24 protein-coding genes are annotated in these 26,812 nt (G+C 65.6%); 7 read left to right on the top strand and 17 right to left on the bottom strand.

Annotated features, from left to right (window positions below; translation table 11 throughout):
* Positions 1 to 32: 32 nt before the first annotated feature.
* A complete protein-coding gene (locus DVH23_RS15005; protein ID WP_114578247.1) occupies positions 33 to 2,291 on the bottom strand; it encodes a hypothetical protein in 2,259 nt (752 codons plus the stop codon).
* A 117-nt stretch (positions 2,292 to 2,408) separates the two neighbouring features.
* Between DVH23_RS15005 and DVH23_RS15000 the strand changes: the two genes are divergently transcribed.
* Together DVH23_RS15000 and DVH23_RS14995 are read left to right on the top strand one after the other, a co-directional pair.
* Positions 2,409 to 3,131: a V-type ATP synthase subunit D gene (locus tag DVH23_RS15000; RefSeq protein ID WP_114578246.1), complete on the top strand. Its 723-nt coding sequence runs from the start codon at positions 2,409 to 2,411 to the stop codon at positions 3,129 to 3,131.
* 7 nt (positions 3,132 to 3,138) lie between these two features.
* A complete protein-coding gene (locus tag DVH23_RS14995) occupies positions 3,139 to 3,549 on the top strand; it encodes a DUF6276 family protein (protein WP_114578245.1) in 411 nt (136 codons plus the stop codon).
* A 10-nt stretch (positions 3,550 to 3,559) separates the two neighbouring features.
* Here the strand turns inward: DVH23_RS14995 and prf1 are convergent, their stop codons facing one another.
* Both prf1 and argS read right to left on the bottom strand, forming a co-directional pair.
* A complete protein-coding gene (gene prf1 / locus DVH23_RS14990; RefSeq protein ID WP_114578244.1) occupies positions 3,560 to 4,819 on the bottom strand; it encodes a peptide chain release factor aRF-1 in 1,260 nt (419 codons plus the stop codon).
* Between the two features lie 49 nt (positions 4,820 to 4,868).
* Positions 4,869 to 6,638 carry an arginine--tRNA ligase gene (gene argS, locus DVH23_RS14985; RefSeq protein WP_114578243.1) on the bottom strand — a complete coding sequence of 590 codons (1,770 nt, stop codon included), beginning with the start codon at positions 6,636 to 6,638 and terminating at the stop codon, positions 4,869 to 4,871.
* A gap of 129 nt (positions 6,639 to 6,767) precedes the next feature.
* Here argS and DVH23_RS14980 point away from each other — a divergent pair, with 129 nt between their 5' ends.
* Positions 6,768 to 7,052: a hypothetical protein gene (locus DVH23_RS14980; RefSeq protein ID WP_114578242.1), complete on the top strand. Its 285-nt coding sequence runs from the start codon at positions 6,768 to 6,770 to the stop codon at positions 7,050 to 7,052.
* 15 nt (positions 7,053 to 7,067) lie between these two features.
* Here the strand turns inward: DVH23_RS14980 and DVH23_RS14975 are convergent, their stop codons facing one another.
* The 5 genes from DVH23_RS14975 to DVH23_RS14955 form a co-directional block, all read right to left on the bottom strand.
* Positions 7,068 to 7,607, bottom strand: a complete 540-nt coding sequence (locus DVH23_RS14975; protein ID WP_114578241.1) for an NUDIX domain-containing protein — start codon at positions 7,605 to 7,607, stop codon at positions 7,068 to 7,070.
* Position 7,608: 1 nt separating this feature from the next.
* Positions 7,609 to 8,715, bottom strand: a complete 1,107-nt coding sequence (locus DVH23_RS14970; protein WP_114578240.1) for a pyridoxal-phosphate dependent enzyme — start codon at positions 8,713 to 8,715, stop codon at positions 7,609 to 7,611.
* Entirely contained in the window at positions 8,715 to 9,671 is a 957-nt protein-coding gene (locus tag DVH23_RS14965) for a succinylglutamate desuccinylase/aspartoacylase family protein (protein WP_114578239.1), read from the bottom strand. The genes DVH23_RS14970 and DVH23_RS14965 overlap by 1 nt, the downstream gene beginning before the upstream one ends.
* Before the next feature lie 24 nt (positions 9,672 to 9,695).
* On the bottom strand, positions 9,696 to 12,470 hold the full coding sequence (locus DVH23_RS24300) for a glycosyl hydrolase family 28-related protein (protein WP_198667941.1): 2,775 nt from the start codon (positions 12,468 to 12,470) through the stop codon (positions 9,696 to 9,698).
* A gap of 504 nt (positions 12,471 to 12,974) precedes the next feature.
* A complete protein-coding gene (locus DVH23_RS14955) occupies positions 12,975 to 13,697 on the bottom strand; it encodes a hypothetical protein (protein ID WP_114578238.1) in 723 nt (240 codons plus the stop codon).
* Between the two features lie 236 nt (positions 13,698 to 13,933).
* Here DVH23_RS14955 and aglF point away from each other — a divergent pair, with 236 nt between their 5' ends.
* Positions 13,934 to 14,665 (top strand): UTP--glucose-1-phosphate uridylyltransferase AglF, encoded by a 732-nt coding sequence (gene aglF, locus DVH23_RS14950; RefSeq protein WP_114578237.1) that lies wholly within the window; start codon positions 13,934 to 13,936, stop codon positions 14,663 to 14,665.
* Positions 14,666 to 14,707: 42 nt separating this feature from the next.
* On the opposite strand, the gene DVH23_RS14945 is transcribed toward aglF, so the two are convergent.
* A complete protein-coding gene (locus DVH23_RS14945; RefSeq protein ID WP_114578236.1) occupies positions 14,708 to 15,727 on the bottom strand; it encodes a phosphoribosylaminoimidazolesuccinocarboxamide synthase in 1,020 nt (339 codons plus the stop codon).
* A 123-nt stretch (positions 15,728 to 15,850) separates the two neighbouring features.
* On the opposite strand from DVH23_RS14945, the gene cofH reads away from it, so the two are divergent.
* Positions 15,851 to 17,221: a 7,8-didemethyl-8-hydroxy-5-deazariboflavin synthase subunit CofH gene (gene cofH / locus DVH23_RS14940; protein ID WP_114578235.1), complete on the top strand. Its 1,371-nt coding sequence runs from the start codon at positions 15,851 to 15,853 to the stop codon at positions 17,219 to 17,221.
* 910 nt (positions 17,222 to 18,131) lie between these two features.
* Here the strand turns inward: cofH and DVH23_RS14930 are convergent.
* The 5 genes from DVH23_RS14930 to DVH23_RS14905 form a co-directional block, all read right to left on the bottom strand.
* On the bottom strand, positions 18,132 to 18,413 hold the full coding sequence (locus DVH23_RS14930; protein ID WP_114578233.1) for a hypothetical protein: 282 nt from the start codon (positions 18,411 to 18,413) through the stop codon (positions 18,132 to 18,134).
* Positions 18,410 to 18,787, bottom strand: a complete 378-nt coding sequence (locus DVH23_RS14925) for a helix-turn-helix domain-containing protein (protein WP_114578232.1) — start codon at positions 18,785 to 18,787, stop codon at positions 18,410 to 18,412. Before DVH23_RS14925 ends, DVH23_RS14930 begins: the two co-directional genes overlap by 4 nt.
* Positions 18,788 to 19,078: 291 nt before the next feature.
* A complete protein-coding gene (locus DVH23_RS14915; RefSeq protein ID WP_114578230.1) occupies positions 19,079 to 20,059 on the bottom strand; it encodes a transcription initiation factor IIB family protein in 981 nt (326 codons plus the stop codon).
* A gap of 227 nt (positions 20,060 to 20,286) precedes the next feature.
* Positions 20,287 to 20,904, bottom strand: a complete 618-nt coding sequence (locus DVH23_RS14910) for a GAP family protein (protein WP_114578229.1) — start codon at positions 20,902 to 20,904, stop codon at positions 20,287 to 20,289.
* 291 nt (positions 20,905 to 21,195) lie between these two features.
* Positions 21,196 to 22,653: a TIGR00341 family protein gene (locus tag DVH23_RS14905; RefSeq protein ID WP_114578228.1), complete on the bottom strand. Its 1,458-nt coding sequence runs from the start codon at positions 22,651 to 22,653 to the stop codon at positions 21,196 to 21,198.
* A gap of 304 nt (positions 22,654 to 22,957) precedes the next feature.
* Between DVH23_RS14905 and DVH23_RS14900 the strand changes: the two genes are divergently transcribed.
* Positions 22,958 to 23,455 (top strand): DUF1269 domain-containing protein, encoded by a 498-nt coding sequence (locus DVH23_RS14900; RefSeq protein WP_114578227.1) that lies wholly within the window; start codon positions 22,958 to 22,960, stop codon positions 23,453 to 23,455.
* Between the two features lie 833 nt (positions 23,456 to 24,288).
* Here the strand turns inward: DVH23_RS14900 and DVH23_RS23600 are convergent.
* Positions 24,289 to 24,432 carry a hypothetical protein gene (locus DVH23_RS23600; RefSeq protein ID WP_157972409.1) on the bottom strand — a complete coding sequence of 48 codons (144 nt, stop codon included), beginning with the start codon at positions 24,430 to 24,432 and terminating at the stop codon, positions 24,289 to 24,291.
* On the opposite strand from DVH23_RS23600, the gene DVH23_RS14895 reads away from it, so the two are divergent.
* Positions 24,431 to 24,943 carry a hypothetical protein gene (locus tag DVH23_RS14895; RefSeq protein WP_114578226.1) on the top strand — a complete coding sequence of 171 codons (513 nt, stop codon included), beginning with the start codon at positions 24,431 to 24,433 and terminating at the stop codon, positions 24,941 to 24,943. The genes DVH23_RS23600 and DVH23_RS14895 overlap by 2 nt on opposite strands.
* Positions 24,944 to 24,967: 24 nt before the next feature.
* Here the strand turns inward: DVH23_RS14895 and cofG are convergent, their stop codons facing one another.
* Both cofG and cofC read right to left on the bottom strand, forming a co-directional pair.
* On the bottom strand, positions 24,968 to 26,104 hold the full coding sequence (gene cofG, locus DVH23_RS14890; RefSeq protein WP_114578225.1) for a 7,8-didemethyl-8-hydroxy-5-deazariboflavin synthase subunit CofG: 1,137 nt from the start codon (positions 26,102 to 26,104) through the stop codon (positions 24,968 to 24,970).
* Positions 26,105 to 26,144: 40 nt separating this feature from the next.
* Positions 26,145 to 26,768 carry a 2-phospho-L-lactate guanylyltransferase gene (gene cofC, locus DVH23_RS14885; protein ID WP_114578224.1) on the bottom strand — a complete coding sequence of 208 codons (624 nt, stop codon included), beginning with the start codon at positions 26,766 to 26,768 and terminating at the stop codon, positions 26,145 to 26,147.
* Positions 26,769 to 26,812 lie beyond the last annotated feature (44 nt).

The following is a 26,812-nucleotide window of genomic DNA, read 5'->3' as shown; positions in this document are numbered from 1 at the left end:
CGAACGGGGTATAAATCCGACGCGGGCAGGGGCTATCGATCCGCTCCGGCGAACGCCTCCCGGATGACCTCGTAGGACTCCTTGCGCCGCTCGTGGTAGCTGGGCTCCTCCCAGCCCTCCCACTCGAACGTCGACTCGGGACCGAACTCGAGTCGGCTCCCCGAGAGGTCGCCGATCGCGTCGGTGACGGTCGCCTCGCCGTCGCCCGCCGACAGCTCGGGCTCGGCGTCCGGATCCTCGGGTGCGAACGTGGCCGCCGCGACCGAGACCCCGTCGGCTGTCCGGCCTTCGATGCCGTCCTCCCAGAGGTCGGCGACGATCTCGTGGCGACTCGGATCCCTGAGGTTGATCAGGAGCCAGGGGAGCCGAACCTCGATCGTGTCCTCGGCGGGGGCGACGTGGACGTCGGACAGCGAGTCGTACTCCGGGCTCTCGGGATCGCCGTTGCCGAAGCGAAGCCGTCCGGTCTCGTGGCTCTCGAACCCGATCGTCCGGTCCTGGCTCGGGATGCGGAGCTCCCGATTGAGCGCGAGTTCGATCGGGTGGAACTCGCCGCTGTCTCTCTCCCCGGCGTACTCGACGGTCGGGATCGACTCGAGGAGCTCGGCGTAGAGGTAGTAGAAGACGTCGTAGTAGCTGTCGACGACGACCCGCGAACTCCCGGGGCCGGCGAGGTGGACGACGAAATCGACGCCCCGGTCGGTCCCCAGGCCCGTCCCGAACGGCAGCGAGGTGTTGCCCTGTCCGGGGGCCAGATCGAGCGCGAGGAGGGTGTTCGCTCGGTTCCAGTCGAGGTCGGCGAGGTCGTCGAAGGAAACCCGGAGATGGAGGTAGCGCTCGTCGGCCCCGGCCTCGAGCCCGGTCAGGTTCCGTGCGCCGTCGTGACCGTCCTCCAGGGCAACCAGCGGCGAGGGATCGGGGTCGTCGTCGAGTCGGGTTGCCGCGTCCCACTCGTCGGGAGATCCCGAGAGGGTGAAGCCGGGCTCGTCGCCGGGGTCGAAGCCGAGCACCCCGAACATCTGCTCGCAGGTCTGGACGTCCGACCAGAACGGCCGCCGGTCGGGGTTCATGTAGTCCATCGTGTTCCAGGTGCGTTTGAACCACTCGTCCTGCCAGGTGAAGACGAGGCCGCCCAGCGTGTCGGCGCCGACGATGTGCTCGTAGAGTTTGACGTTCATCTCGCCTTGCTGGCGTTCGGTGTGGCCGCCCTGGTCGAAGCCGTAGACGTGGCTGTGGGTCTTCCCCCGCGACGCCGGGACGCCGAACTCGCCGACGAGTACCGGGTGGTCATTGGCGTCAACGAGGTCCTCGAGATACCCCCGATAGCTGCTCCGCTCGCCGTCCTCGGCGACGTACTCGACGTACTCCTCCTCGTAGTTGAGGAAGTCGGGGTAGTAGGGGTAGACGTGGTAGGTCGCGAACAGCCCGCGGTCGAAGGCGTCGGTCGTCCGGTGGTGGTTGGCGGTGACGCTGACGAGGTCTTCCTCCTCGAGGGGTTCGGCGGGATGCTCGAGATGGTCCGCGGTCGGCCAGTTCGTGAAGCTCAGCGGACGGGTTTCGTCGTACTGCTCGTCCTCGTAGGCCGCGACCTCGTCCAGCCGCTTTGCGAGCCAGTGCTCGAACGGCGTCGCGTCCTCGGTTCGAACGTACTCGCCGTCGTAGTCGCCGATCCCCTCGTTCGCGTCGTCGGTCTCCTCGATGACCTCCGGGGGCCACTCGATGCCGATGACGTAGCCCAGGACGTACGGCGAGACGTCCGCGCGATAGGTCCCGTCGGCCTGGCCGACCCGCTCGGAGACCGAGAGGTCGCCGTGGACGGCGTCGACGATTTCCTCGATCCCCTGGCGATGGATCTCGACGACGGAGTCGTCGAAGGCGTCGCCGGCCTCGGCCAGTGCTGGCTCGGCGATCCAGTTGCCGTGGAGGACGAAGAGGGGCTCTTCGCGCTCTTCGTTGTGCTCGGCCAGCGCCTCGTAGAACCTCGGGGGATGGAGCGTGTACGTCCGAATGACGTTCGCGTTCATCTCCGAGATCCCCTCGAGCCACCGGGCGTACTCCGCTTTCGTGATCGCTGCCTCCCCCGGGAATCGTCCGGGTTTGGCCATGCCGAGATTCACCCCGTGGACCGGGAGGTCCCGCCACTCCTCGCCCTCGCGTCGCGTCCGGAAACTGCCGCTCGTAACCCGGCTCTCGATGTCCTGGGGTTCCGGAAGCGAATCGCGACCGAGACAGCCCGCCGTCGAAGCCACCGCCGCCGCACCGATCGCGCCGAGATAACGCCGCCTGTCCATTCGTCCGGCTGGATGATCGCCCGACGGTTAAACCACTCGACATAATTGGGTACTCCGTCGGAGCCCCGTCGGGAAAACCGTAAACAGTTATCCGGCTGTGGGCGCAAGGGGCCGATAATGGCCAAGGACGTCAAACCGACACGCAAGGAGCTGATGCAGATCGAGGACCGCATCGAGCTCTCCGAGCGGGGCCACGGCACCTTAGAGAAGAAACGCGACGGGCTCATCATGGAGTTCATGGACATCCTGGACAAGGCCCAGGACGTTCGTGGCGACCTGGCCGACGACTACGAGGCCGCCCAGACGAAGATCAACATGGCCCGCGCGATGGAGGGCGACGTCGCCGTCCGCGGGGCCGCCGCGGCCCTCCAGGAACACCCCGAGATCACCACCGAGTCCAAGAACATCATGGGCGTCGTCGTCCCCCAGATCGAGTCCTCGCGGGTCTCGAAGGACCTCGGCCAGCGAGGATATGGAATCATGGGCACCTCCGCCCGGATCGACGAGGCCGCGGAAGCCTACGAGGACCTCCTCGAGAGCATCATCCTCGCCGCCGAGGTCGAGACGGCGATGAAGAAGATGCTCACCGAGATCGAGACCACCAAACGCCGGGTCAACGCCCTCGAGTTCAAACTCCTGCCGGAGCTCTACGAGAACCAGGACTACATCGAACAGAAGTTAGAAGAACAGGAGCGCGAGGAGATCTTCCGGCTGAAGAAGATCAAAGAGAAGAAAGAACAGGAAGAAAAGGAGGCCCGCCAGGCCGAAGCCGACACCGGCTCGACCGGCGAGGTAGACGCAGAACAGGCCACCGCGGGCGGCGTCCCCGGCGGCGACTGACCGTCCCGTGGCCGCCTGCTGTGACGCCGACACGGACCCGATCGCCTTCCGGGTTCCGGCGTCCCATCGCGACACCCTCCCCGACCGCCCTCGCGAAACGGAGCCGGTCGCCACCCTCTGTCCGCGCTGTCTGACCCTCGAGTGGCCCACACCGGGCGACGCCGACGACGAACCCGACTTCTCACGGATCAGCGACGCGTTTCCGACCGGGGAGGCGGCGATTCCGTTCGCGCTCGCGCTGGGGCTCTGTTCGTCGCTCGCGGCCAATCGGGAGGCGATCGCTTCCCTCCTCGAGGACGTCGAACGGGCCGGGACAGATCCGTTGCTCGCGATGGACCGGCTGCTCGACGATCCAGGGGTCGAGCCGGCGATCGATCTGGCGCGTCGTCGCCACCAGGTCGAGCAGTTACTGTACTAACGGCTTAGGCTTAGATCCCCGTCGAGTACCGCAGAATGCCCGCGACGCCGCCGAAGGCGTTGAGGAGCTGGTCGCCCTTCTCGAAGTCTGTCGAGATGAACTTGGTCTCGGTGCCGCGCTGTTCGGCGAGTTCGATCAGGTGGTCGATGGCGTCCTCGCGGTCCTCGTCGCTCGCGAGGACGTCTGCGCCACAGTCACTGCAGGTGTGGTCGGGGATCGACGCGCGCTGGTCGATCATCTCGTAGTCGGTGTTAGCACACTCCGGACAGTCGAAGGTGATCGCCTCCGCCCGGAGGTCCTCGCTGATCAGGAGGCGATCGACCGCGCCCATCATCAGATTCCGGCGGGTCTGGGCGAAGCCGTAGGTCGCGCGTTCGCCCGCGTTGAGTTCCTCGAAGAACTCCTCCATCTCCCGCTTGTCCTTCATCACCTCGGCGTCCGCGAGGGCGTCCTCGGCGTTGTCCACGAGGTCGCGCAGGCCCGACTCGTCGGTGTAGGCAACGTCGAACTTTCCGAGGACCTTGTCCTGAAGCTCGTGGTGGAGGTAGTCGCCGTCAAGGAACTCGTCTTTGGTCGGCGAGGGGCCGCCGACCAGAACGCCCTCTAAGTCGTGGCGCTCGGGGACGAACAGGTCGTTGGCCATCCCCGCGACCTCCTGGTAGAAGTTGTCGATCGCCTCGAGCCGCAGGCGGGCGAACCGCTGGGCGGACTGCCCCCCTTTCCGTTGTTTGCCGGGGACCAGCGAGGAGGCGCTTTTGACGGGTTCGACCCGCTTACCCCGCAGCCAGCCGACGTTTGCCTCCCGCCGGTCGAGGACGATCAGGCCGTAGAGCCCCTGGTCGGCGAGCATGTGCTCCAAGGGCTCGGTGAGGAAATCGGAGTCGCAGTGATACCGGAAGGACTCGACGGGCTGGGGCGGACTCTCGAGGGTCCGGGTGATCATCTCGGTCTGACCGCCGCCCGAGTTGACGGCACCGGAAAAGAGCACCATCCCGTTTTCGGGGGGGTAGGTGTCGTAGTAGCGAAGCCGGTCTTTGATGCTCGTCAGGGCGTCCTGGACGTTGGTCCGGGTCTGCTTCGATTTGATGTTCGCCGCCTCGGAGTGTTCCTGGGTGACGTGGGCGACGACGTCGCTGACCTGGCGGTCCTCGGGGACGTAGATCGTCACGAGTTGGGTTCCCGACCCTTCGAACTCCTTGAGCTCCTCGATGACTCTCCGGAACTCGTACTTCTTTCGGTCGGACTGTTCGGTCGCGCCCTCCTGGCTCATTGTCTCTACGAAGCAGTGCCGGCGCTAAGTATCCTTTGCACCCCACCTGCTACATCGACCGTGGCGCCGCGACCCCGAGGATCGAGAGCGCGTTGGCCATCGTGTGCCGCGAGGCCGCCACGAGCGCGAGCCGGGCGTCCCGGAGATCCTCGTCCACGTCGGAAGCGAGGACGGGACACTCCCGGTAGAAGGCGTTGAACGCCTCGGCGAACTCGCGGGTGTAGGTCGCGACCCGGTGGGGCTCCAAGTCGTCGGCGGCCTCCTTGATGACCGCCGGGAACCGCGCGATGGTCTCCAGGAGGTCGCGTTCGGCCTCGGTCTCGAGCAGCGAGGGATCGAAGGCGGTCTCGACCTCGCTCTCGACGGCTATTCCGGCTTCTTCCAGAATCCCACAACAGCGCGCGTGGACGTACTGGACGTAGGGTGCCGACTGGGCCTCGAAGTCAAGTGCTTGATCCCACTCGAAGGTGATCGCCTTCGCCGGCTGTTTGGCGACGATGTCGTAGCGGACGGCGCCGATCCCGACCTGGTGGGCGATCCGTTCGATGTCCTCCTCGCCCAGATCGTCGTCGCGGATCCGGTCGTCGAGGCGATCCTCGACCTCCTCGCGGGCACGCGAGATGGCCTCGTCAAGCAGGTCGTCGAGTTGGACGCCCGTCCCCCGCCGCGTGCTCATCTTCCCCTCCGGGAGGTTGACGTAGGAGTAGATCACCTGGCGGAGCCGGTCCGCATCGTTTCCGAGCAGGTCGAGCGAGGTCCTGATTTGTTCGGCCTGGAGCTTGTGGTCCTCGCCCAGCACCGTCACCGCCCGGTCGAAGTTCTCTAACTTCCACTCGTGGTGGGCCAGATCCCGAGTGGGGTACAGCGAGGTGCCGTCCGAACGGAGAAAGACCATGTTCTTCTTGATGCCCTGTGCGCTCAGGTCGAGTTGCCAGGCCTCCTCCTCGTATATCGCCCCGTCGAGTTCTTTCAACCGCGCGACGACGTCGTCCGTCTGCCCGTCGAACATGAACCGGGTCTCCTTGACGAACTCGTCGAACTCCGCTGGCAGGCGCGCGAGACACTCGCGCATCCCGCCGAGGACGCGATCGACGACCTCGCTGACGCGCTCGTAGGTCGCCTCGTCGCCCGCCTCTAAGCCCTGCATGATCGACTCGATCTCGGCCTCGGCCGCTTCGACGGCGTCGTCGTCTGCGTTCTCGAGGAAGGTGTTTCCCTTCCGGTAGTAGCGCACGAGATCGTACTCGACGCGGTCGCGGGCGGGTTCGCTCTCGAGGTCCTCCTCGTCGAAGGTCTCGTAGGCCCAGGTGAAGACGGCCATCTGGCGGCCGGCGTCGTTGACGTAGTAGTGGCGGGCGACGTCGTAGCCCGCATACGCGAGGACGTTCGCGACGGCGTCGCCGACGATCGGGTTCCGGGCGCGCCCGACGTGGACCGGCCCCGTCGGATTCGCGCTCGTGTGCTCGACGACGACCGACTCCTCGCGATCCGCCAGACGGCCGTAGTCCGGATCGACCGCCGCCTCGAGGGTCTCCCCGAAGTACGCCTCGCTCGGCAGGAAGTTCAGATAGGGGCCCTGGGTCTCGACGCGGGAGACGAACTCCAGGTGGTCGGCGTCGATCGCGTCGGCAACGGTCGCCGCAATCTCCGGCGGCGGGGCGCCGGCCTCGCCGGCCAGCCGGAAGGCGACGCTCGAGGCGAGGACGCTCTCGACGTCCTCGGGGGGTTCTTCGATCCCGAGGTCGTCCGACGGAAGATCGAGGTCGGCTAGCGTCTCCCGGAGGGCAGACTCGACCTCTGCGCGCAGCGAAAGGAACATGCGAGAGCGTATTCGAGCCGCCAGTAAAGGGATATCGGGTTCGACCGGCGCTCGCCGGCGTCGGAACGTATCAACGGCTTTCGTGATACGGCACCAGCGCGATACCGTCACCTCCCCGCGACCGAGTGCATGACGCTGTTCCAAGAGACGGACGATTCGGAGCCGTCGAGTTCCGACGCGACCGAACGAGCCGAGGAGATCGCCGAGGGAACCCCGCTATCGGCGGGCGACCCGATCACCGTAGCCGCAGCGTTTTCGGTGGTCTACTCGTGGTACAACTTCTACGTAAAGGGCGACGAGGCGGCCGGGATCTTCGTCGGCCTCTGGGCGCCGACCCTGCTGGGCGCCGCGAGCTATCTCCAGCAGAAGGAGATCTACACCAAACTCGAGGAAGGCCTCTTTTTCGGCCGCTGAGCCGACCCGTTTTCCCTACTTTTCTCGTGCGATCGCGCGGAACCGTTCCTCGTGGATCGGGCGGAACCGCTCGTCCAGCCGGTCGAACTCCGCGGGCGTGAGAAAACGGGCGGCCGCGGCGTCCGAGCCGGCCGCCGGCTCCCCCGAGGTCTCCCTGCGATCGACGACGTACTGGAGCGAGAGCACCTGGAGTCCCTCCCGCGGCGGAAGCGCGGTCGCGTCGTAGAGTTCGAGCGCGTCCGGATCGACGACGAGTCCCGTCTCCTCCCCGAGTTCGCGGGCGGCCGCCTCCGCCGGCTCCTCCTCGCGGGCGGCGTCGATGTAGCCGGCGGGAAGCGTCCACTCGCCGACCCCGGGCGGGATCGCGCGCTCGACACAGCAGACGGCGTTTTCCCCCTCGCGATGGTCGACGACCGCGACGCCGGCGCCGGGAACGGGGTTGTGCCAGACGATCCGGTCGCAGTCCCCGCAGTATCGTCGGGCCTCTCCCTCGAGCGTCGTGCTCCCGAGTTCGGTCCCACAGTACGGACAGAATTTCGGTGGATAGTTGACCATCTCACTCCCCCTTGAGGCCGCTGCCGGTGAGGGGAACGACCACGTCCGCGCCGGGCTCTACGACCCCCAGTTCTCGATACCGTTCTACGGCCGCGGGCGCGACCGCCGACGTCGGCTCGACGTAGAACCCGCCGCGGTGGAGCCGGTCGAGAGCCGCCTCGATCCGCCCGTCATCGAGGGCGATCGCGTCCCCGTTCGTGACCTCGACCGCCTCTACGATCTCGGCGTGTCGAGCGGGCGCTTCGATCCTGATGCCGTCGGCGACCGTCGTCGCGTCGGCACTCTGGTCTCTCTCATCGCCGCCGATCGCCTCCGCGATCGGTGCCGCCGCCTCCGACTGGACACCCAGCAGCCGCGGGAGCCGGTCGGTGATTCCCGCGTTGTAGAGCGCACGAAAGCCACGATACGCCCCCAGTAACAGGGTGCCATGGCCGACCGGACAGACGACGGCGTCGGGAACCGACCAGCCGCGCTGGGCCGCAATTTCGAAGGCGAACGTCGAGGTTCCGGCGTAAAAGGCGGGGTTCCAGGCGTGACTCGCGTACCAGCCTTCGCCGCGTTCTACGGCCTCGAGGCAGGCCTCCGTGACGGCCGCCCGGCCGCCCTCGACGCGGACCGGGCGCGCGCCGGCGCGTTCGATCGCCGAAAGCTTCGAGGCTTTGACCCCCGCGGGCACGTAGATCTCCGCGTCGATCCCCGCCCGCGCGGCGTAGGTCGCGATCGCCGCGCCCGCGTTGCCCGAGGAGTCCTCGATCACTCGCTTGACGCCGAGTTCGGCGGCCCGCGAGAGCGTCGTCGTCGCCCCTCGGTCCTTGAACGACCCCGTCGGGAAGACGTACTCGAGCTTGAACCCCACTGCCTCGCCCCATCGCTCGCCCGCCGAAACCAGCGGCGTGAATCCCTCCCCGAGGCTGACCCGCCGCCTGACGGGAAGCCACTCCTCGAACGTCCACAGCCCCTCCCCGGGATCGACTGTCCGCCCTTGCGGGGAGTTCGGGGGAGGATCCGCGGCGAGCTCGAGGGGCGCGCCACACGAACACCGCCAGGGTTCGTCCGGTCCGGGAGCGTACTCGGCGCCACAGGCCGGACAGGAGAGGGGTGACGCCATCAGTAGGTGTCGACGTCGACGCCGATCGAACAGACGTACTCGCCCGTCGCGACCTGTGGTAGCCGACGGCTCCGCCAGAGGATGCCGTTCTCCTCGGCGGTCACCTCCGCTTTCCGCTCGCCGAAGGGGGTCGTGACCTCGAACAGCGGGTCTCCGGACTGGACCCGGTCGCCGAGGTCGGCCGCGAACTCGACGAGGCCGCCGCGGGGCGCGCCGTACTGGTCGAAGCCGGCCGCCCGCGTCTGGTCGCCGTAGTTCGCGTCGCCGGGCAGGAAGCCGTAGTTCGCGAGGACGTTGTAGAGGCCGTCGACGCCCGTCTGGACGCTCGCCTCGTCCCAGCCGACCGATCCCCCGAGCTCGGGATCGATCGTCGGTATCCCCTCGTCGGGTCCGGCTCGTGCGAGCTGGCCGTCGGGACCCTTCTGATCCAGGACGTAGCCCGCGCCGAAGACCTTCGCCAGCTCGAGACACTCCTCGTGGAGGCGGTGGCGCCGGCCGCATCGCACCCGGACCTCGTCGATCATCCGGCTGGTCGACCCCTGGTGGAGGTCGACGATCAGGTCCGCCCGGGAGGCCGCCTCGAAGGTCGCGTGGGCGATGCGCTCGCTGGAGGTCCCCTCGCTGTCGCCCGGATACGCCCGGTTCATCTTCGTGTCGTCGATCGGGTTCCGGTGGCGGGCGACCTGGAAGGCGTGGTAGTTGACGATCGCCGTCACCAGGATCGTCCCCGAGATCTCCGCTGGATCGAGCCGCGGAACGACCCGCCGGAGCACCCCCACCCCGTTCAACTCGTCGCCGTCGCTGACGGCCTGCACGTAGAGGGTCTTCCCGTCCTCGGCGCCGTTTATTACGGCGACCGGGAGGCCGAAGGCGGCCCCGTCTCGGGTCTCCCCCACCTCGAGGCGCCCCGTCGCAAGTTCGCCGGGTGCTGCCTCGGCCGTTCCGAACGTCGTCATACCCGGATCATGGACCCGCTCGACTTAGTGGGTTCGATTGCCGGCCCCCGAACGGAGGTCGGCGTTCTCCTCTACGGTCCCCGCGATCCGGAGGTCGCCGTTCTCGGCGTCGAGTCGGCCGACGACTGTCCCCTCGGACTCGAAGACGAACTCCCGGCTCTCGGCGTCGAAGGAGACGAACGCGCCGTGGTGGCCCTCCTCGTGGAGGTTGATCCGTCCGGTCTCTAAGGGCACGCCGTTTGCGACGGCGAAGTTCCCCCGGAGGTCCTCGCCGATGCCGTCCTCGCCGCGGTAGCGGATCCGGGCGGGCTCCTCGCCGTCGTCGTCGTAGCCGAAGACGTTGTTGTACCGGGGCTGGGAGGGGCCGTCGTCGTCGAAGACGATCCCGAGTTCCTCCCCGCGCATGTCCGAACACCGCGCACCCACGAACGTGTTGTACCGGCCCGTACACCGGGCGCCGACCTCGACGCCGTCGATCGCCGGCGCGACGAACGTGTTGTCGGTCATCGCCGACCACGTCTCGTTGTGGAAGTTGACGCCGTAGGTCTCCCGATCCAGGGCGTCTGCCTCGCTGGCTCGCGCCGAGGAGATCCCGATCCGGCCGCCCGAGAAGGCGTTGCCGTCGACCCGGCCCCCCTCCGTCGCCTCCAGCCGGACCCCTTCGACGCAGTCGACGACGTTCGCGATCCCGTACTGGCCGTTCTCGATGGCCTCCTCTCTGGCAAGAAGGTGGAGGCCGTACTCGAAGCCCCGGACGGCCAGGCGCTCGGTCGTCACCTCGTGGGCACCGTTGGCTCGGAGGCCGCTCCAGGGCGCCCCGAGGTTCCACCGCGAACGCCCGCTCATCACCCCGAGATCCCGCACCGTCGACGTGTCCACGACCTCGATCCCGACGGGCTTCGACGCCTCCCCGAGGTCGAAGCCGAGGGTGACCGACTCCGCCGACTCCCCCGCGAGGACGTGGCCGTCGAGCTCGAGGGTGTCGGTCAGGTAGTAGCCCGCCTCGGGTTCGGGGACGAACACCCGCCTCGAGTCGGCGAGCGCCCGCCGGAACGCGTCCGTATCGTCGGCCTCGCCGTCGCCGACCGCACCGTAGTCGGTGACGTCGGCCCACGACCCGTCCGTCGACGACGGGGCGACGTCCGTCGACTGTGCGCTTGCTCCCCCGCTTCCCCACTCCGTTTCTCCGAGGTAGCCGAGGTTGTCCCGCCAGACGCCCCGCGTGAGGTTGACGGCGTCGTCGTCCGGGCTGTTGGCCGGGAAGACGTCCCCGACCTCCCGGAGGTCACAGTCCCGGATCTCCAGGGAGTCGATCTGGTCGTCGTTGCCGTAGAGGTAGAACCCCTCCGTGACCTCGGTGTCGGTAAACGTCGCCCGATCTATCTCTGCCCACCCGCCCTTGGTTCCCAGGATCACCGCGTAGGTGGGGCCGTTCGTCGCGAGCCGGGAGTTCGTGATCCGTGCCGAACCGCTTTGGATCTGGAGGGCCGCTCGATAGGAGTCCTCGTTGATACAGTCGATCGAGACGTTCGAGAGGTGGACGTTCTCGCGGTCGATGCGGAGTGCGGCCGTATTGATCGAGCCGTCGCCGCCGTCGATGATCCGGACGCCGTCGAGCGCGAGGATCCCCTGTTCGGGGTTCGAGCCCGTACCGGTGACCTGGAGCGAGCGCTGGTCGGTCTGGTTTTCGATATAGACGTCGCGGTAGGTCGCGCTGCGGGCCTCCGCTCGCATCCGGGCCGTCGCGTTTTCCCCCGTCTCTTTGATTATCCGCAGTCCAACGACGGCGGTCCCGTTCGCCTCGTCGGCGTCGAAACAGACCCCCTGTCGTATCTCGTCGACGCCACGCGGGTCGTCCCAGACGCTCCGACAGGCGATCACGACGTCGCTGTAGCCGATCCGGATGTTCGCGTTCCCACAGTTCCTGGCCTCACACCCGACGAGGACGTTCCGCCCGGTACCGTCTTTCACGTAGTAGCCGTTGCCCCACCAGTTCTCGAGATAACAGCCGAGCCAGAGGTTCGTCCCGACGTGAGAAGGCTCGGCACCGATCCCGATCGCGGTGTTGTCCGACTGGACCGAGGGAATGTCGCCGTCGGGCATATCGATGTTCTGGTGGATCCCCATCCCAGCGGGATCGGTCATACAACAGAAGTAGCCGAACTTGCCACCCTCCTCGAGGCGGTGGGCCCGTTGGCCCTCGAGTTTCAGGTTTCTATTCTGAACCGTGTCGTCGACCCAGAACCGGCCCCAACCCGCGTCGTATCCGTTTCGACCGTCGACCACGAGCGTCAGGTTCTGCAGGGAAAGGCGATCGAACGCCCCACCGCGGCTATTGCCGAGCCACGCGAAGTGATCGACGTTCTGATCGTCGACGACCAGCCGGGCATGGGGCTTGCCGATCACCTGGAGCTGGTCGTAGCCGTCGTTCGGCGAGGTCCAGTTAAGCTCCGACTGGACCGAGTACTCCCCTTCGGGCAGGACGAAGACGCTGTTGGGGAACTCCCGGAACAGCTCCATGATGTCCCCGCCAGACCGATCCCCCGGATAGCCGTAGTTCGAGGCGTCGATGACGTTCCATCCCTCGACCGACAGCGAGTCGCTCTGGAGTGCTCCCGCGGCGGTGGCCTCCGAGTCTAGCACGTCGGTTACCACCTGATCGACCTCGATGTCGTCGAAACCGAGGTTCTCCGCGTCGATCGTCTCGGCAGCGAGCGTGCCGACGTCCGTGATATCATTATTCCCTAAATCTATATTGTTTTCCCACGATATATTATTATAAGATGGTCGAGATACCATAAACGAAGTTTCGGCAGGTCCGGGTCGGATAGCACCACCATCACTTGAATGGATACGAACTTCCACATATATCTCGTCCCCCGCTTGAGCGTCTAATTCGTCAATGACTGTTATACTGCCAAAATCTCCGTTCCTTCGGTCTGATTGTGAGACCAACTCTTCATTCTTATAAATCCTAGCTGATATGAGGGTGTCTTTGTCAATAAACTCTAATCGACCATCGAAATAGACCATGTATCGGCCCGGCTCTGGTACTTCAATACTATGATTATTTTGGTTGAACCCATCGAAATCATCATATGAAGCTTCATCAAATTGCATCCTATAGAATTCATTGGAGCTAGTACGCTGATAATCGGAATTGTATATCCTTGTCCCGATCTTCTGTACACGGTTTAAATTATTTTCTGAACTACTCATCTTTGTATACTTCCTTTATGGGGGTTATCAAACGATCATTTGCACTATGCTCTCGAAACGAAATCGTCTGCTGACGTATTCGAATCACTTTATCTCACCCCACACTTGAACGGTCGCCCCCTCAAGGGCGACCTGTTCGTCCCCGCCACCGACTTTCGCCTCGAAACCGAGGACGGCGTTGCGTTTGGGGTCGTAGGCCACTTGCGGGCCGACGACGGGAACCCGGGTCGGACGAGTTTCCGAAACGGTCTCCTGGACCTCGGAATCGGCCAGCGGGTCCCCGGAGGTGAGATCGACGAGCCGAACGGAGAGCGTCGAGTCGGGTTCAGAGGCGACGGCGGCGCCCGACAGCGAGACGAAACAGTTCGAGAACCCCTCGTCGAGCTGGTCGAAGGGAATCGTCACCGGGTTGGGCGCGTGCTGGCGGGTGAAGTGGGTTTCTCGGGGGGAGAAGACGCCGACCTCGTAGTTCTGGATCGGGACGAGCGCGCCGTCGAACGGCGACGTGCTCGTGGCGTGGAGGACGCCGTCGGAACCGACCGAGAGGTTCCGGCCCGCGAAGTCGGTGATCGGTTGAGAACGGGCAGCCATCGACAGCGAGCCCACGTTGGCGAGGCTGTGGCCCCGGAAGTCGACGTCGTGTTCCTGGGTACCGGTGGGACCCGGACCGGGGCCGGTCCCCGTGGCCGCGGTCGCGGACTGCGAACCCAACAGGAGTCCGCTGTGGCCCATCAGACTGAGCGTCGTCCGCCTCGAGAGCCCGACGTGATCGTCGGCAGCGTCGTTCGTCTGTCTATTGTCGCCCATGGTTATCGGTCGGTAATAACCGGACCGGACCGGGTGCACTTAATACTAGACATATTTGTTTGTCGCATGCAATTACGGTCATCCCATTTGTAATAATCGGTTTCTGCTGAACGTCAGGACGGGAGATAGGTACGCGGGACGGCCGCATCGGCCCGGCTCAAGCGGTCACGGTCCCTCTCTTTGGGCAGAACGCATCAACCGAAATACGTATAATCGGGGGCGGTCGTTGTAGGTCCATGCAAGCAGTCGTCCTCGCGGCGGGGAAGGGTACCCGACTCCGACCGCTGACCGACGAGAAACCCAAAGGCATGGTCGAGATAGACGGCAAGCCGATCCTGAGCCACTGTTTCGAACAGCTGGTCGAACTCGGCGCCGAGGAGTTCGTCGTCGTCGTCGGCTACGAGAAAGAGAAGATCATCGAACACTACGGCGACGCGTTCAAGGGCGTGCCGATCACCTACACTCACCAGCGCGAGCAGAAGGGGCTGGCCCACGCCCTGCTCTCGGTTCGCGAACACGTCGACGACGACTTCATGTTGATGCTCGGGGACAATATCTTCAACGCCAACCTCAAGGACGTCGTCCGGCGCCAGCGCGAGGACCGCGCCGACGCCGCCTTCCTCGTCGAGGAGGTGCCCTGGGAGGAAGCGTCGAGATACGGCGTCACCGACACGAACGACTACGGCGAGATCACCGAGGTCATCGAGAAGCCCGACGAGCCGCCGACGAACCTCGTGATGACCGGCTTCTACACCTTTACGCCGGCGATCTTCCCGGCCTGCGAGCTCGTCCAGCCATCGAATCGCGGCGAGTACGAGATCAGCGAGGCGATCGACCTGCTGATCCGCTCGGGGCGGACGATCGACGCGATCAAGCTCGAGGGCTGGCGGATCGACGTCGGCTACCCCGAGGACCGCGACGAGGCCGAGTCGCGGCTCCAGGAAGCGCGGGAGATCGAGGCCGAGTAGTCCGGTTTTCGGTTCGGAGTTCTTCGGGCGCGTGTTTGTTTTCTACAGTCCCTGGACGGAGCCGACCGCGCTCGAAAGCGGCGGTGCGTCGAAGAAGGGGGTGTCGGTGTAGGCGTTGGTCCCCGCACAGTAGACGTTCCGTGCGATCTCGATCACCCGGTCGTCCAGGGGCTCGGGCTCTCGGTCACAGAGCGTCCGCCAGTCGGCGACGTCCTCGCGTTCGGCTCGTTCTTTCGCCTCGCGGACGGCCTCGACCCAGCCCGGCTGGGTCCGCTTGTGGTACTGGCGGAGGACCTCCTTCGAGAGCTGGGTCCCCTCGTAGGCGAAGCGGTTCTCGTCGAAGGTGCCGACGACGTCGGCGACCCGGATCTCGCCGCCGTCGGAGAGACACTCGATCTTGCCGTCCTCGTGGGTCAACCCCGCCCTCTCGGCGCGCTCGGTGACGATCCGGTTGACCTCGCGAGCGACGTCCTCGAGTGCGTCGATGTCGGCGGCGCCGGCGATCGTGGCGGCCTCCGTCCGCGAGAGGTAGCGGTCGCCGGCCTCGAACTTCGTCGAGAACTCGACGATCGGCTCGGCGAGATCGACGGCTTCGTCTGGCCACTCCTCGCGGTCGAGGCCGTGATCGGCGGGTCGAGTGCGCCGCCGGAGGCTCGAGCCGATCGGGACCCGGTTTCGGAAGACGACCTCGAGAGGGATCAGGTAGTTGTCGCCGGCGGCGCCGTGGTAGGCGTCGTAGTCGTAGCTGCGGCCCTCGTGGGGGAGGTCCGGGACGGTGGTGAGGTCGATCGCCATCTCCCAGGGCGGGCGCGTGGTCTCCGCGAGGGGTCGGACGTCGCCGTTCTCGACGACGCCCCGGTAGTGGGTCGGGACGCCCTCGCGCTCGAGAAGTTCGAAGTTGAACGCGCCCATCGTACAGAGGGAGGCGCCCTTTTCGGGGATCCGGTCGGGCATCTTCCCCCAGTCGAAGACCGAGTAGTCGTCGGTGAAGACGAAGGTTCCCCGGCCAAGCGAATCGTCGGTCGCCGGCTCCTCGATTCGGAACTCCTTGACGCTCGTCATCCCTGCCACCCCGCAAAGGCCGCGCGGTCCATACCGGCACTCCTCGGGCGGGGCCCAAGAAGGTTTCAATCTCCGCCGCGCGTTCCATCACGTTTTTGGCCCCGTGCGCGCATCGTGTCGACGATGAACCGACCGGTGACCGAGGCCGACCTCGCGTTCGACGCCCGACCCGAGACCGACCAGTCCTTCGAGAACGCACTCGCGAAGGCGCGGGCGGGCGATCGGCTCTCGGTCGCGGACGCGATCGAACTGCTGACGACCGGCTCCGAGAGCGAGGGGATCGACCCGCGGCGCAAAGAGCAGGTGTTGGAAGCCGCGGACCGCCGCCGGGCGGAGGTCGTCGGCGAGGAGGTCACCTTCGTCGCGAACCTGAACAACAACGTGACGACGGCCTGTAACGTCGGTTGTCTGTTCTGTAACTTCAAGGACGCCGCCCACACCTTCGAGGAGAGCTACGAGGGCGAGTTCGCCGGCTTCACCAAGACGCCCGCGGAGTCCCGCGAGGTCGTCGCCGACGCCGTCGAGAAGGGGATCTACGAGGTCTGTTCGGTCTCGGGGCTCCACCCCGCGTTCGCGCTCGACGACGAGCACCTGGAGATCCTCCGGGCGCATCCCGAACCAAAGGAGGTCAACTTCAAACCCCCCGAAACCTACGATGTCGATCCCGGCACGTACACCGAACAGATCTCGGCGATGGACGTCGGCGGCGTCCACGTCCACTCGATGACCCCCGAAGAGGGCTACCACGCCCGCCGGGGGACCGACTGGTCCTACGAGGAGGTCTACGGCCGGCTGAAGGATGCCGGCCTCGACACCGTTCCGGGCACTGCCGCCGAGATCCTAGTAGACGAGGTCAGAGACGTGATCTGTCCGGGCAAGATCGGCGCCGACGAGTGGATGGAGGCGATGGAGGCTGCGGCCTCCGTCGGATTGGGTCTGACCGCGACGATCATGTACGGCCACGTCGAGAACGAGGCCCACCGCGCCCTCCACTTGGAGCGTGTCCGCGAGCTCCAGCAACGGGTCGACGGCGCGATCAGCGAGTTCGTTCCCCTCTCCTTCGTCCACCAGAACACCCCCCTCTACGAGCACGACGTCGTCTCCGGCGGCGCCTCCCCCGCGGAGGACGAGCTTATGATCGCCGTCTCGCGGCTCTTCCTCGACAACGTCGACCACGTCCAGTCCTCCTGGGTCAAGTACGGCGACGAGGGCGGGCTGAAGATGCTGAACTGCGGTGCCGACGACTACATGGGGACGATCCTTTCGGAGGAGATCACGACCCGCGCGGGCGGCGAACACGGCGAGTTCCGGTCCTTTGGCGACTACGTCGAGATGATCTCCTCGATCGGCCGGATTCCCGTCGAACGCTCGACGGACTACGGGACCCGCCGCGTCATTGACCCCGACGACCCGCCTTTTGGCCCGCGACTCGGACCACAGGCCGACGGGAGTCCGCTGCTTCCCGAGGAGCGGCCGACGGTCGCCGACGACTGACGGTGGTCACAAACGGTGGGCGGGTAACGGCGTGAAACCACGTCCGCCCGAGGGCGTTTCAGCTGCCATGTGGCCAGAGATAAACTCTATAGAATCAGATCGAATCCTGCGTTAGGTCGAGCGTGCGTACGTAACGCTGGCCCCGGTGGTGATCGCTGTAGTCATCCAGCTTGAGGTCGATAGGTCGGTTACGAGTCAGTGGACCGTCGATCGCAACACGATGGCGCGATCGAACGGGAAATCGTTGTAACCGACCCTCCGAGCTATCGACTTCTCACGGAGACGAGCGGCCCGAGGGAAACGGTTCGTTGGATTCGAGGGTCGCCATCAGAGCGGGTATCATCATCGCTGGTCGAGATACTGAACACATGGTCGGAGACGACGCCAGTGAGCTGGTTGTCGTCCGTTTCGACGAAGAGAACGGCCCGGCCGTTCTCTCCGGGGGCTTGGACGACGCCCCCCGTTCGTGAGACGACGTTCCCCGAGCGCGTCGACTCGTATTCGATTTCGACCTGATCGCCAGATGTGAGTTCCTCGTCCATGTCCGATTCTACGAGCGGGTGTGTTATCGCTTTGTTGATTACTTTGCTCACTCCCTCTCTCCGGACGTGGTAAGTCGCTCCCCTGTTTCGACCAGTTCATCAGTGGCGGTTGCCAGCGCATCGACCCGATCACTGAGCTGTGCGACCCCGACACCGGTCGCAGTCGATCGTTTCCTCGTCGGCCACTTTCGGGAGGTGGACATGGATCAACTGCAGGTAGAGTTCGATGGGCCTGGCGAGTACGCCCCACCGAACGATAACCCAGAGATTCCACAGCAGGACGCTCACCAGGACGAACAACGACCGGATGGCTGGATCAGAGGGTCGGTCGAGATCTCTAGCCGACCTTATGGTGGCGACACCGATGGTCAGTGGTCGAGATACAGCGAGTACATGACTATCGCGAGACCGATCGCGACGAGGAGGCTGTTGATGAGGACTCCCTGCTCGAGGGTGACCCCGAGGAACTGATTCGCGATTCCCGCGAGAAGCGCGCCGAGCGTGATCGTTCCGAACCCGATCGCCAACAATCGAAGCGACGTGGCACCGGTCCGGCGATGCGCTTTGTACGCGATATACGTCACCCCGCCTCCCAGCAGGAGGATGATCGTCTTGAGAGCGATGATGGCGGTGTCGACTATCGCGCTCATAGCTCGTCCCCCATCTCCGACCACATCTCCGCGAGGCGCTCGTCCGCATGTCTCGACGGTCGATCGAGTTCGATCGAGAACTCGCCGGTCTCGTCGATCGAAACCGAGACATCGGTCATATCCCGCTCGTACTGTGAAATCCGACCCCCCTCCGAGCCGACGCCGGTGCGTTCGTCGACGAGCGATGCCTCCGTCAGGAGGTCGAGCTTTCGGTAGACCGTCGACTGGGAGATGTCACACGTCTCAGCGAGTTCGGTTGCGGTCATCGGCTCGGTGGCTTCGCTCAGAATCGCCCGGCACTCGGGATCGCCGAGCGCATCGAGGACGGTTTGCAGCGCGGGCGGTCCTTCCGAGGAGGGGAGATCACGTACCATGGCTGGGCGGACCGTCGCGCAAGGAGCGTCCACTGGTGTGGCGATCGGACCCGTACACGGCGACCTACCGTTCCACATCGGCCACTGGTCCGCCGAGTCGCCGCTGTCCGCGATCAGTGATGTCGTACGTTCCACGCGTGGTCGACTCGATATATCCGTTTCCATGCAGGCGAGCACAGGCGTGGTCGATCGCGACGGGATGTTCCCCGAGCCGCTCGGCGAGATTCAGCACGTGAGTCGGCGTGCTCTCGCCCAGCGCGTGGGGAACGGCGACATCTAGGTCCCTCTGATTCATCCATCATCACCGTGTTCCCCGTAGATCTCGAGGAGTTCCTGGTAACGGTTTCGAACCGTGACTTCGCTCACGCTCGAGACTTCACTGACCGTCTCCTGTGTAAGTCGCTCGTTCGTCAGGCGTGCAGCGGCGTAGATTGCAGCGGCGGCGATCCCGGCGGGGCTTTTCCCGCTGTGGGCGCCGCGAGCCTTCGCGGTGTCGAGGATCTCCCGTGCGACACGCTCGGCCTCGTCGCTTACGTCGAGTTTCGAGGCGTACTGGCGGAGGTACTGTGTGGGATCCGCCGGTTTCATCTCGAGGCCGAGCTCCGTAGCGAGGTACCGATATCCTCGCTGGATCGGGAGTCTGTCCACCCGGCTGACGGACGCGACGGTATCCAACGTGCGTGGGGTGTCATGTTGCCTGGCGGCTGCATACAGGCTGGCAGTCGTCATCGCCTCGATCGATCGGCCCGGGAGCAACTCCTCGTCGACGGCACGCCGGTAGAGGACGCTCGCCGTTTCGCGACACGACTGGGGAAGACCGAGCGCCGAGGCCATCCGCTCGATCTCTCCGAACGCCTGCCGCAGGTTCCGTTCCTGGGCGTCTTTCGTCCGAAAGCGTTCGTCCCACGTTCGTAACCGCTGTATCTGCGCGCGCTTTCGCGACGAGAGGGAGTTCCCGTACGCGTCCTTGTCCTGCCACCCGATCGTCGTACTGAGTCCCCTGTCGTGCATGAGCTCGGAGGCCGGGGCGCCCACACGGCTTCGATCCTCGCCGTCGGCGCCATCGAAAGACCGCCACTCTGGACCACGATCGATCTCGTCCTCCTCGAGGATCAAGCCACACTCCTCACAGGCTCGTTCGCCGTGTTCCTCGTCGTAGGCGATCCGTCCATCACACTCGGGACATCTCGTCTGCGATCGGCTCGAGGACGTCGTTTCCGTCCCGTGTCGTGTTGACTCTCGTGTCTCGGTCGTCACGCGTGTCTCGGTCATGGAAGGTGGTGGCGCCAGAGTGCGGTGTGCCTCTGATCGTGTGCTGTTCTCTTTCAAGCGGGGGCATGAACGAACGGCGGATTCCCAGTCCGTGGGAACGGCGTCCGTGGCGACGTCCGGTCCGGGTAGGGGCTGCTCTCGAACGAAGAGACGGATGGCAACGCGGTGGGTCACGGTTCTTGGCGGGGCGGGCATCGAGAACCGTCAGCCAGGGACGGTCAGCGGTATCAGCCCAGGAGGTTGTTGAGGGCCAGTCCGATGAAAAACACGATCACCACCTCGTTTACGATCCACGAGTTCTCGTTCATCCAGTCTCGCGCCTTCGGAAGGAACGATTCCGCGCGCTCGCCGAACCCGACCAGGACGAGCGACGGGAGAGCAAGGACGAACAGCGTCAGCAGAACAAAGGGGACTGCGTCCGCCCACGGCGCGTCGTTCGCTGCGAGATAGGAGCCGACGGCGGCCGACGTGAGAACGTCGGTCGGGAAGAATCCGAGGAGGAGAAACCCCAGTCTGAACGAAAACCGCGGCGTTGCGGCTCCCAGTTTCCCCATCCATCGTGGTGGCTCCGACTCGTTTCTGGTCCGGTAGGTGTGTCCCATTGCGAGCAAGAGCACGCCCAGGATGATCGCGCTGAGGGTCGTATTCGACGCGTCCTGACCGACTGCGCCAACACCGAACACGTATGCGAGCGTGACGACGAGGGTGATCGAGAGCGATGCACCGGCGACGTACGCGGCGGAGTTTGCGCGCCAGTGCTCGGTCGTCGCGAGGAAGATCGGGGTGAGGATCTGTGGCCCCGCAACCATCACGAACACGAGGGGGAGGATCTCGAGCCAACTCATCGCTCGGGTTCCTCCGACTGCTCGATCCGTGCTTCCTGCCAGCGGAGGTGCCCGCGATGGGACCTGCCTGCGATGGTCGTTCCTGCCCGTTTCGGTTGCCGTTCGGGAGCCGTTTCGTGGGGTTCGGAACCGCAAGGACGAGTCTCGCTCGGATCTCTCGCTCCCTCGTGTTCGGACGGCCGGAGTCGTTCAGGGGAGGACGTCATGCGGAGAGAACACGCCTGGGGCGTGTCCGTCTGGAGTAGTTTCGCTCCGAGGACCGATAATACGCGGGTGTGGTACCGGTGACACTCACGGGTCGTTTACCGTTTCTCCGTGCAGGACGAACCGATGACGTCCCGCTCGTGGAACGGTCCTCCGCTCCCTCGGTTGTCCCGCCGGGGATTCGGTGACCCTTCGGGTTGTGCTTGGACCGATCTCTCCGTCGGGACGGTGGAAACGGCCGACCTCCGTCGGCGGAAGCGGCTCGGTTTCCTGAGTGACGACGAACTCGACCCGTACGGCCACATCCTCCCCGGTCGCCTCCTCGATGTCCCGTTCGAGGCGGTCTGCAAAGTCGGGAGGTGCAGCTGCAGGCTCGGCTTGTCCGACCACGACGGTGACGGCCGGTTTCGTGCCGACGAGGAGGTCGTGTGGCTCGTAGGTTATCCGTACCGAATCGAGTACGTACGCCGACCGGTCCGGGCCGTCGAAAAAGCGCTCCGTCTCGGTGGTTGCCTGATGGTCGAACGTCGTCGTCTGGTACGATGCAAGCGTAACGACTCCGAGCACGGCGGAAAGCACGACGAGCGCGACGACGAGTACCGTGGCACGCTTTCGAACCGAGGTGAACGCGGTCGTGTGGTGTTCAGCCCGTTCGGGTCGGTAGCCGCTGAGCCAGAAAACCACCAACGCCGAGAGATTGATCGAGAGGAGGTTGACCAGCACCAGCACCGACGCGGCCCCGGCGACCCCCAGATATCCCCAAGCGAGACCCAGTCCTGCCGTTGCTGCGGGTGGGATGAGCGCGACTGCGATGGCGACGCCAACCAAGGTCGATCCCGACCCCCGCGAGACGCTGATCGCACCGGCGATCCCCGAGCCAAACGCGAGAAACAGCGAGAGGAAGTTCGGGCTCGTCCGTTCGGCGACCTGGGGAATCGTCCGGATATCGATCCCCGGCGGAACGAGCACCGTCCCCCGAAGCACTGCCCCGAGCACCGCGGCGACACCGATCGCCAGCAGGAGGCCGGTAACTTGGAGGGTAACACCTCTGCCTGCGAGGTCGGGCTCGTTGAGGACGCTCCCGACGCTTGCAGTGATCGCCGGCCCCATCAGCGGTGCAACGACCATCGCGCCGATGATCGTGGCTGCCGAGTCGAGTAACAATCCGGTCGTGGCGATGAGCGTACTCAACACGATAAAGGCGAAGTACGTCGAGATCGCCGGAGCGAGTTCCAGGGCGTTTGCACGGAGTTCCTCCCGAGAGAGACGGGTTCCTGGATAGAGGGCCTGAAGGGCGTGAAGTCGTTGCGAGACGACGGTTCGAGTCGGGATGACGATCGTGTACGCGTTCTCACTGATGCCTGCGTGCCGGAGGTCGTGGAGGATTGGCTCGACGCCGGTCGGTGGAACCGGAAACTGGACCAGCGCTTCGAACTCGCCTCGACCGGTCTCGTCGAAGACGGCATAATCGATCCCGTGGTCGTCCAACGCACTCAATACCGACTCGCGGTTTCCGTTCGGAATCAGAACCTGTACGAGTCGCATGGCGACCGGACGACCCGTTCACGAATAAGTAATCACAGTCATATCGGCCCGAGCGCGACGGGATTCGCCGAACAGCCACTGGCATCGTCCATACGGCTGCTGTCCCAGGTTTTCGCGTGGTTCGTCTCGAGGAAGCGCGCTCGAGACCGCCAGTGACCGGTTCGTGGAGGCATCTAACGGCCGACCCGAGACCTGTTCGGTCAGTGGCTCGCGACTGCCACTCGTCGCCGTGGTTCCACCTGAACTGTATTATAGGCGGTCGTGTGAAGGATTTATCACTCTTCTAGATGTGCAAGCCTTGCAGATGAAAGAGCTCATCGTACTCGCGTTCGATTCCATGGACGGCGCGAAAACCGTCCGTGACGAACTCTACGACCTCCAGAAACAGGAGTTGGTACAGCTCGACGATGCCGCAGTCGTCGTCCGGGACGAGGACGGCCACGTGAAGGTAAAACAGGCGAGCAGTCTGGTCGGAGCGGGTGCACTCGGCGGTGCGTTCTGGGGATTGCTGATCGGGTTCATCTTCTGGATGCCGTGGCTCGGTCTCGCCGTCGGCGCGGCAAGCGGTGCGCTTTCCGGCAAGTTTGCCGACGTCGGTATCGACGACGAGTTCATCGACGAGGTGTCAGAGACGATCGAACCCGGCCACTCCGCGCTGTTCATGCTCGCACACGACATCTCCGAGGACCGACTGGTCGAGGATCTCGCGCCGTACGACCCCGAAGTGATCCGGACGAACCTCTCGCCCGAGGACGAGGACACCCTTCGAGAAACGTTCGCCGCCGAAGAGGTTGCGGCCTGATTTTCCCCGAGAGATCGGTTTTCCCGACTGTTCTCGATCCCGTTCGACCGCTACGACGCGTTCGTCGTAGTCGTCCCCTCCGATACGCTCGTCGAGCGGATGGACTTCCCCCGGACCGAGGGGTTTCGCCGGCTCACCGCCGAGAACCTCGCGAACCCCTTCTCCTGGTACGCGACCTTCCGCTACCTAATTCAGCGAGAGAGTCCCGCCGTTTACGGCCGTCCTCAGAACGCACGCGTTCTGATGGGCATCGCAAACCTTCGGTTTGCTCACGGGCGTGACTCGCGTCACTCAACGACAAAACCGCAAAAGTTAGGCCCACCGGAGTCGGTTATTGCGGTAACTCAATCGCCGAAACTTTCAACCGGAAGTTTGGTTGGGGCACTTCCCGCCGAAACGCACCGCAGGGATCTGTCGGCTGAGCCGACAGACGCGCCCGAGGTGCTGACAGAACCACTGCCTCTGAAACAGCGAGATGTGGTGACGGCTGAACCAAAGTGGCCCCTCCGGCGTGCGAGCCTGTCCACCGTGGCAGAAAGGACAGGCAGGCCGATGGCACGGCCCGTGTCGCCGACCACCGCGAGGCGGTCGGCGTCGTCCGATGCAGCGTCGGACGTTGTGCAAGGAGATACCGCGTCCCTGTCGGGACGCCGAACCCGCCACACCCTTCACGGGGCTCACGTACCGAGCACATACCCGGTACCTCTCTTTGAGAGGGAAGTTGCCCCCGTTGGACGGGTCTGTTCTGACCACCACTCTTGCGACGGTGGAACGGCCGGCCCGGCCCCAAGCGTACGGTTGGGGAAACCCCGGCGTGAACGCCGGGGAGGATGTCATAGCCACCCGCCGATCCCCGATCGGCGTTCCATCGGTGCCTCGAGGAGAACGGCGAGGGCGACGGTCCGCCGGCGTCGGGCGGCGCAGACCGAGAGCGCTCCCGAGTCACCTAAGACCCGGTGGAACCAACCTGTTCCCATGGAGAGCCCGCCGGGTCGGGAGGCCGAGGCTGCCCGCTCGCCAGAGCGCCGGACCTGGTACGGCTACGGGCGACTGGCCCGCGTCGAGAAGCGCGGGACGAGCCGTTACCTCCACGACCTGACCTACGCGTTCGCCGACGTCTCGGTCTTCTCGCTACCCGGCGTTCTCCTCGTCTTCCTCGCGGCGGGGACCGCTGCGTTCGGCGTCCGGACCGCGACGCTCGTCGCCTGGCTCTCGATGACCGCGACGGTCGCGGCGATCCGGGGCGGATGGGTCACGCCGCTCGCGACGACGGTCCCGGGGTGGGTCTCGATCACTCCGGCGCTCGTCGCCCTCCGCATAGCGTACTACAACGCCGCCCTCGCCGTCACGGTTGCCGGGAGCCTCGCGCTCGCCGGCGCCGTCGGCTCGCCGCCGGCCGCGATCGCGTTCGCGGCCGTTCTCGCGGCCCTGGCGACGCTCGCGTTCCCTGCCCTCGCCGAGGCGGCCTACCGGCGCCTCGCGGATTGAGAACCCGACGCGTGGTCCGGCCGCTCAGTAGCCCTCGCCCGCGAGCACCGAACGATACCGCTGCCCGGCCGCGTCGTCGGCCGCCAGCACTGCCCGAATCGGCCCCGAGAGCCAGTCGCCGTCGGCGACGCGGCCGTCGAACCCCTCCGTTCGCAGTTCCGTGGGGAGAAAGCGCTCGTAGACCGGCAGGCGTTCGCATAGCGGGACGCCGGCCTCCTCGGCGATCGCCTCGAGTTCCCGGAGGGCGGGCCACTTGTAGTCCGGGTTGATGTGGTCGTCGGTGATCGGGGAGACCCCGCCCAAGTCGTCGATCCCGCAGTCGACGAGATCGCGTGCGGGTGCCAGGTTCGGGGGGACTTGCACCGAGATCTCATCGGGGAGGGCATGGCGTGCCATCGCGGTCACCCGCCGCATCGTCTCCAGGTCGGGGGTTCCCCCCGACCACCGCTCGTTGTCGACGACGGGTTGGACGATTACCTCCTGGACGTGATCGTATCGCTCGTGCATCGCCCGGATCGCGAGCAGGCTCTCGGCGCGGTCTTCCCAGGAGTCGCCGATCCCGACCAGGATCCCGGTGGTGAAGGGGACCCCGAGTTCGCCCGCGGTCTCGATCGTCCGCAGTCGCTGGCCCGGCTCTTTCTTCCGGGGTCCGGCGTGAGCGCCGACCTCGGCGGTCGTCTCGAGCATCACGCCCATGCTCGCGTTCAGGTCGGCGACTTCGGCCATCTGCGCTTCGGTCTGGTCGCCCGGGTTCGCGTGGGGGAGCAGCCCCTCTTCGAGAGCCACTTCACAGACCTCGCGGAGGTACGTGTGGATCGAGTCGTGGCCCCACTCAGCCAGTTGGTCGTGAATTTCGGTGTAACGGTCGTCGGGGTCATCGCCGAACGTGAACAGCGCCTCCGTACAGCCCGCGTCGGCGCCCTCCCGGCAGATCTCCCGGACCTCCGCGGTCGAAAGGAGGGAGGCCTCGCCGGGCGGATCGAAGTACGTACAGTACGTACAGGTGTACCGGCAGGCGGTCGTCAGCGGGACGAAGACGTTCCGGGCGAACGAGAGTTCGGCTGCCGGCGAAACGTCCTCGGGGCCGACCGCCAACAGCCGGTCGACGTCGGCCTCCTCGATCGTCACGTCGACGCCGTACTCCGCCGCGCCGGGGATCATCACCTTGACCTGGCGCGGGCGAGCACATAAGTGTTTGAACTCACCGGCGGGCGACCCCCACACGCCCGTCCCGGACGGCGATCTCGAAGCCCATCCCCTCGAGGGCGTCCCGGCTCTCGCCGTCGCCGTGAACCAGCACCTCGACGACGTCCTCGGGTTCGTCGACGTCGGTCGCGAGCCGGAATGAGTCGACCGTTTCGACCACTGCGCCGACCTCGCGGGCGCGCTCGCGGTGGTCGAGATAGGAGACCCCGTGGTAGTCGACGCGAAAGTCGGAGTGGCGGACGACCAGGGCGTTCGTTCCGCCACCTCTCCCGGGCGCGACGACCACCTCTCCGTCCGTGGCGAACAGCCCCTCCAGGGCCTCAGGAGTGGCGAGCGCGAGGTCGGCCATCACGACCGCGACCGGCCCCTCGCTCTCGAGGCGGGCGTTGACGGCCGCCGAAAGCGGGCGCTCGTCGACGATCACCCGCTCGGCGAGGTCGGCGTCGACGGGTTCGGTTGCGAGCACGGTCGACTCCGCGCCCGCACCGGAGACGGCCGCGAGCACGTCCGACAGCATCGCACGGGCGAGCCGCCCGCGCTCTGCCGCCGAGAGCAGGGGCTCGAGTCGAGTCTTCGGGTCGGCTCCCGAAAAGGGGACGATCACGTGGGGGGGCGCCATCGCTCCCGGCGTTGGTCGGGGGGCGCCAAAAACGCGTCGGGACC

The organism is Saliphagus sp. LR7 (genome assembly GCF_003344565.1).
GTDB classification, from domain to species: Archaea; Halobacteriota; Halobacteria; order Halobacteriales; family Natrialbaceae; genus Saliphagus; species Saliphagus infecundisoli.
This window is presented reverse-complemented; position numbering and strand designations above follow the sequence as displayed.

Bases quoted from the DNA above. Each gene is read 5' to 3' on its own strand.
- DVH23_RS15005 (WP_114578247.1), bottom strand. From the start codon at position 2,291: ATGGACAGGCGGCGTTATCTCGGCGCGATCGGTGCGGCGGCGGTGGCT.
- DVH23_RS15000 (WP_114578246.1), top strand. From the start codon at position 2,409: ATGGCCAAGGACGTCAAACCGACACGCAAGGAGCTGATGCAGATCGAG.
- prf1 (WP_114578244.1), bottom strand. From the start codon at position 4,819: ATGAGCCAGGAGGGCGCGACCGAACAGTCCGACCGAAAGAAGTACGAG.
- argS (WP_114578243.1), bottom strand. From the start codon at position 6,638: ATGTTCCTTTCGCTGCGCGCAGAGGTCGAGTCTGCCCTCCGGGAGACG.
- DVH23_RS14980 (WP_114578242.1), top strand. From the start codon at position 6,768: ATGACGCTGTTCCAAGAGACGGACGATTCGGAGCCGTCGAGTTCCGAC.
- DVH23_RS14975 (WP_114578241.1), bottom strand. From the start codon at position 7,607: ATGGTCAACTATCCACCGAAATTCTGTCCGTACTGTGGGACCGAACTC.
- DVH23_RS14970 (WP_114578240.1), bottom strand. From the start codon at position 8,715: ATGGCGTCACCCCTCTCCTGTCCGGCCTGTGGCGCCGAGTACGCTCCC.
- DVH23_RS14965 (WP_114578239.1), bottom strand. From the start codon at position 9,671: ATGACGACGTTCGGAACGGCCGAGGCAGCACCCGGCGAACTTGCGACG.
- DVH23_RS24300 (WP_198667941.1), bottom strand. From the start codon at position 12,470: ATGGTATCTCGACCATCTTATAATAATATATCGTGGGAAAACAATATA.
- DVH23_RS14955 (WP_114578238.1), bottom strand. From the start codon at position 13,697: ATGGGCGACAATAGACAGACGAACGACGCTGCCGACGATCACGTCGGG.
- aglF (WP_114578237.1), top strand. From the start codon at position 13,934: ATGCAAGCAGTCGTCCTCGCGGCGGGGAAGGGTACCCGACTCCGACCG.
- DVH23_RS14945 (WP_114578236.1), bottom strand. From the start codon at position 15,727: ATGACGAGCGTCAAGGAGTTCCGAATCGAGGAGCCGGCGACCGACGAT.
- cofH (WP_114578235.1), top strand. From the start codon at position 15,851: ATGAACCGACCGGTGACCGAGGCCGACCTCGCGTTCGACGCCCGACCC.
- DVH23_RS14930 (WP_114578233.1), bottom strand. From the start codon at position 18,413: ATGAGCGCGATAGTCGACACCGCCATCATCGCTCTCAAGACGATCATC.
- DVH23_RS14925 (WP_114578232.1), bottom strand. From the start codon at position 18,787: ATGGTACGTGATCTCCCCTCCTCGGAAGGACCGCCCGCGCTGCAAACC.
- DVH23_RS14915 (WP_114578230.1), bottom strand. From the start codon at position 20,059: ATGACCGAGACACGCGTGACGACCGAGACACGAGAGTCAACACGACAC.
- DVH23_RS14910 (WP_114578229.1), bottom strand. From the start codon at position 20,904: ATGAGTTGGCTCGAGATCCTCCCCCTCGTGTTCGTGATGGTTGCGGGG.
- DVH23_RS14905 (WP_114578228.1), bottom strand. From the start codon at position 22,653: ATGCGACTCGTACAGGTTCTGATTCCGAACGGAAACCGCGAGTCGGTA.
- DVH23_RS14900 (WP_114578227.1), top strand. From the start codon at position 22,958: ATGAAAGAGCTCATCGTACTCGCGTTCGATTCCATGGACGGCGCGAAA.
- DVH23_RS14895 (WP_114578226.1), top strand. From the start codon at position 24,431: ATGGAGAGCCCGCCGGGTCGGGAGGCCGAGGCTGCCCGCTCGCCAGAG.
- DVH23_RS23600 (WP_157972409.1), bottom strand. From the start codon at position 24,432: ATGGGAACAGGTTGGTTCCACCGGGTCTTAGGTGACTCGGGAGCGCTC.
- cofG (WP_114578225.1), bottom strand. From the start codon at position 26,104: ATGATCCCCGGCGCGGCGGAGTACGGCGTCGACGTGACGATCGAGGAG.
- cofC (WP_114578224.1), bottom strand. From the start codon at position 26,768: ATGGCGCCCCCCCACGTGATCGTCCCCTTTTCGGGAGCCGACCCGAAG.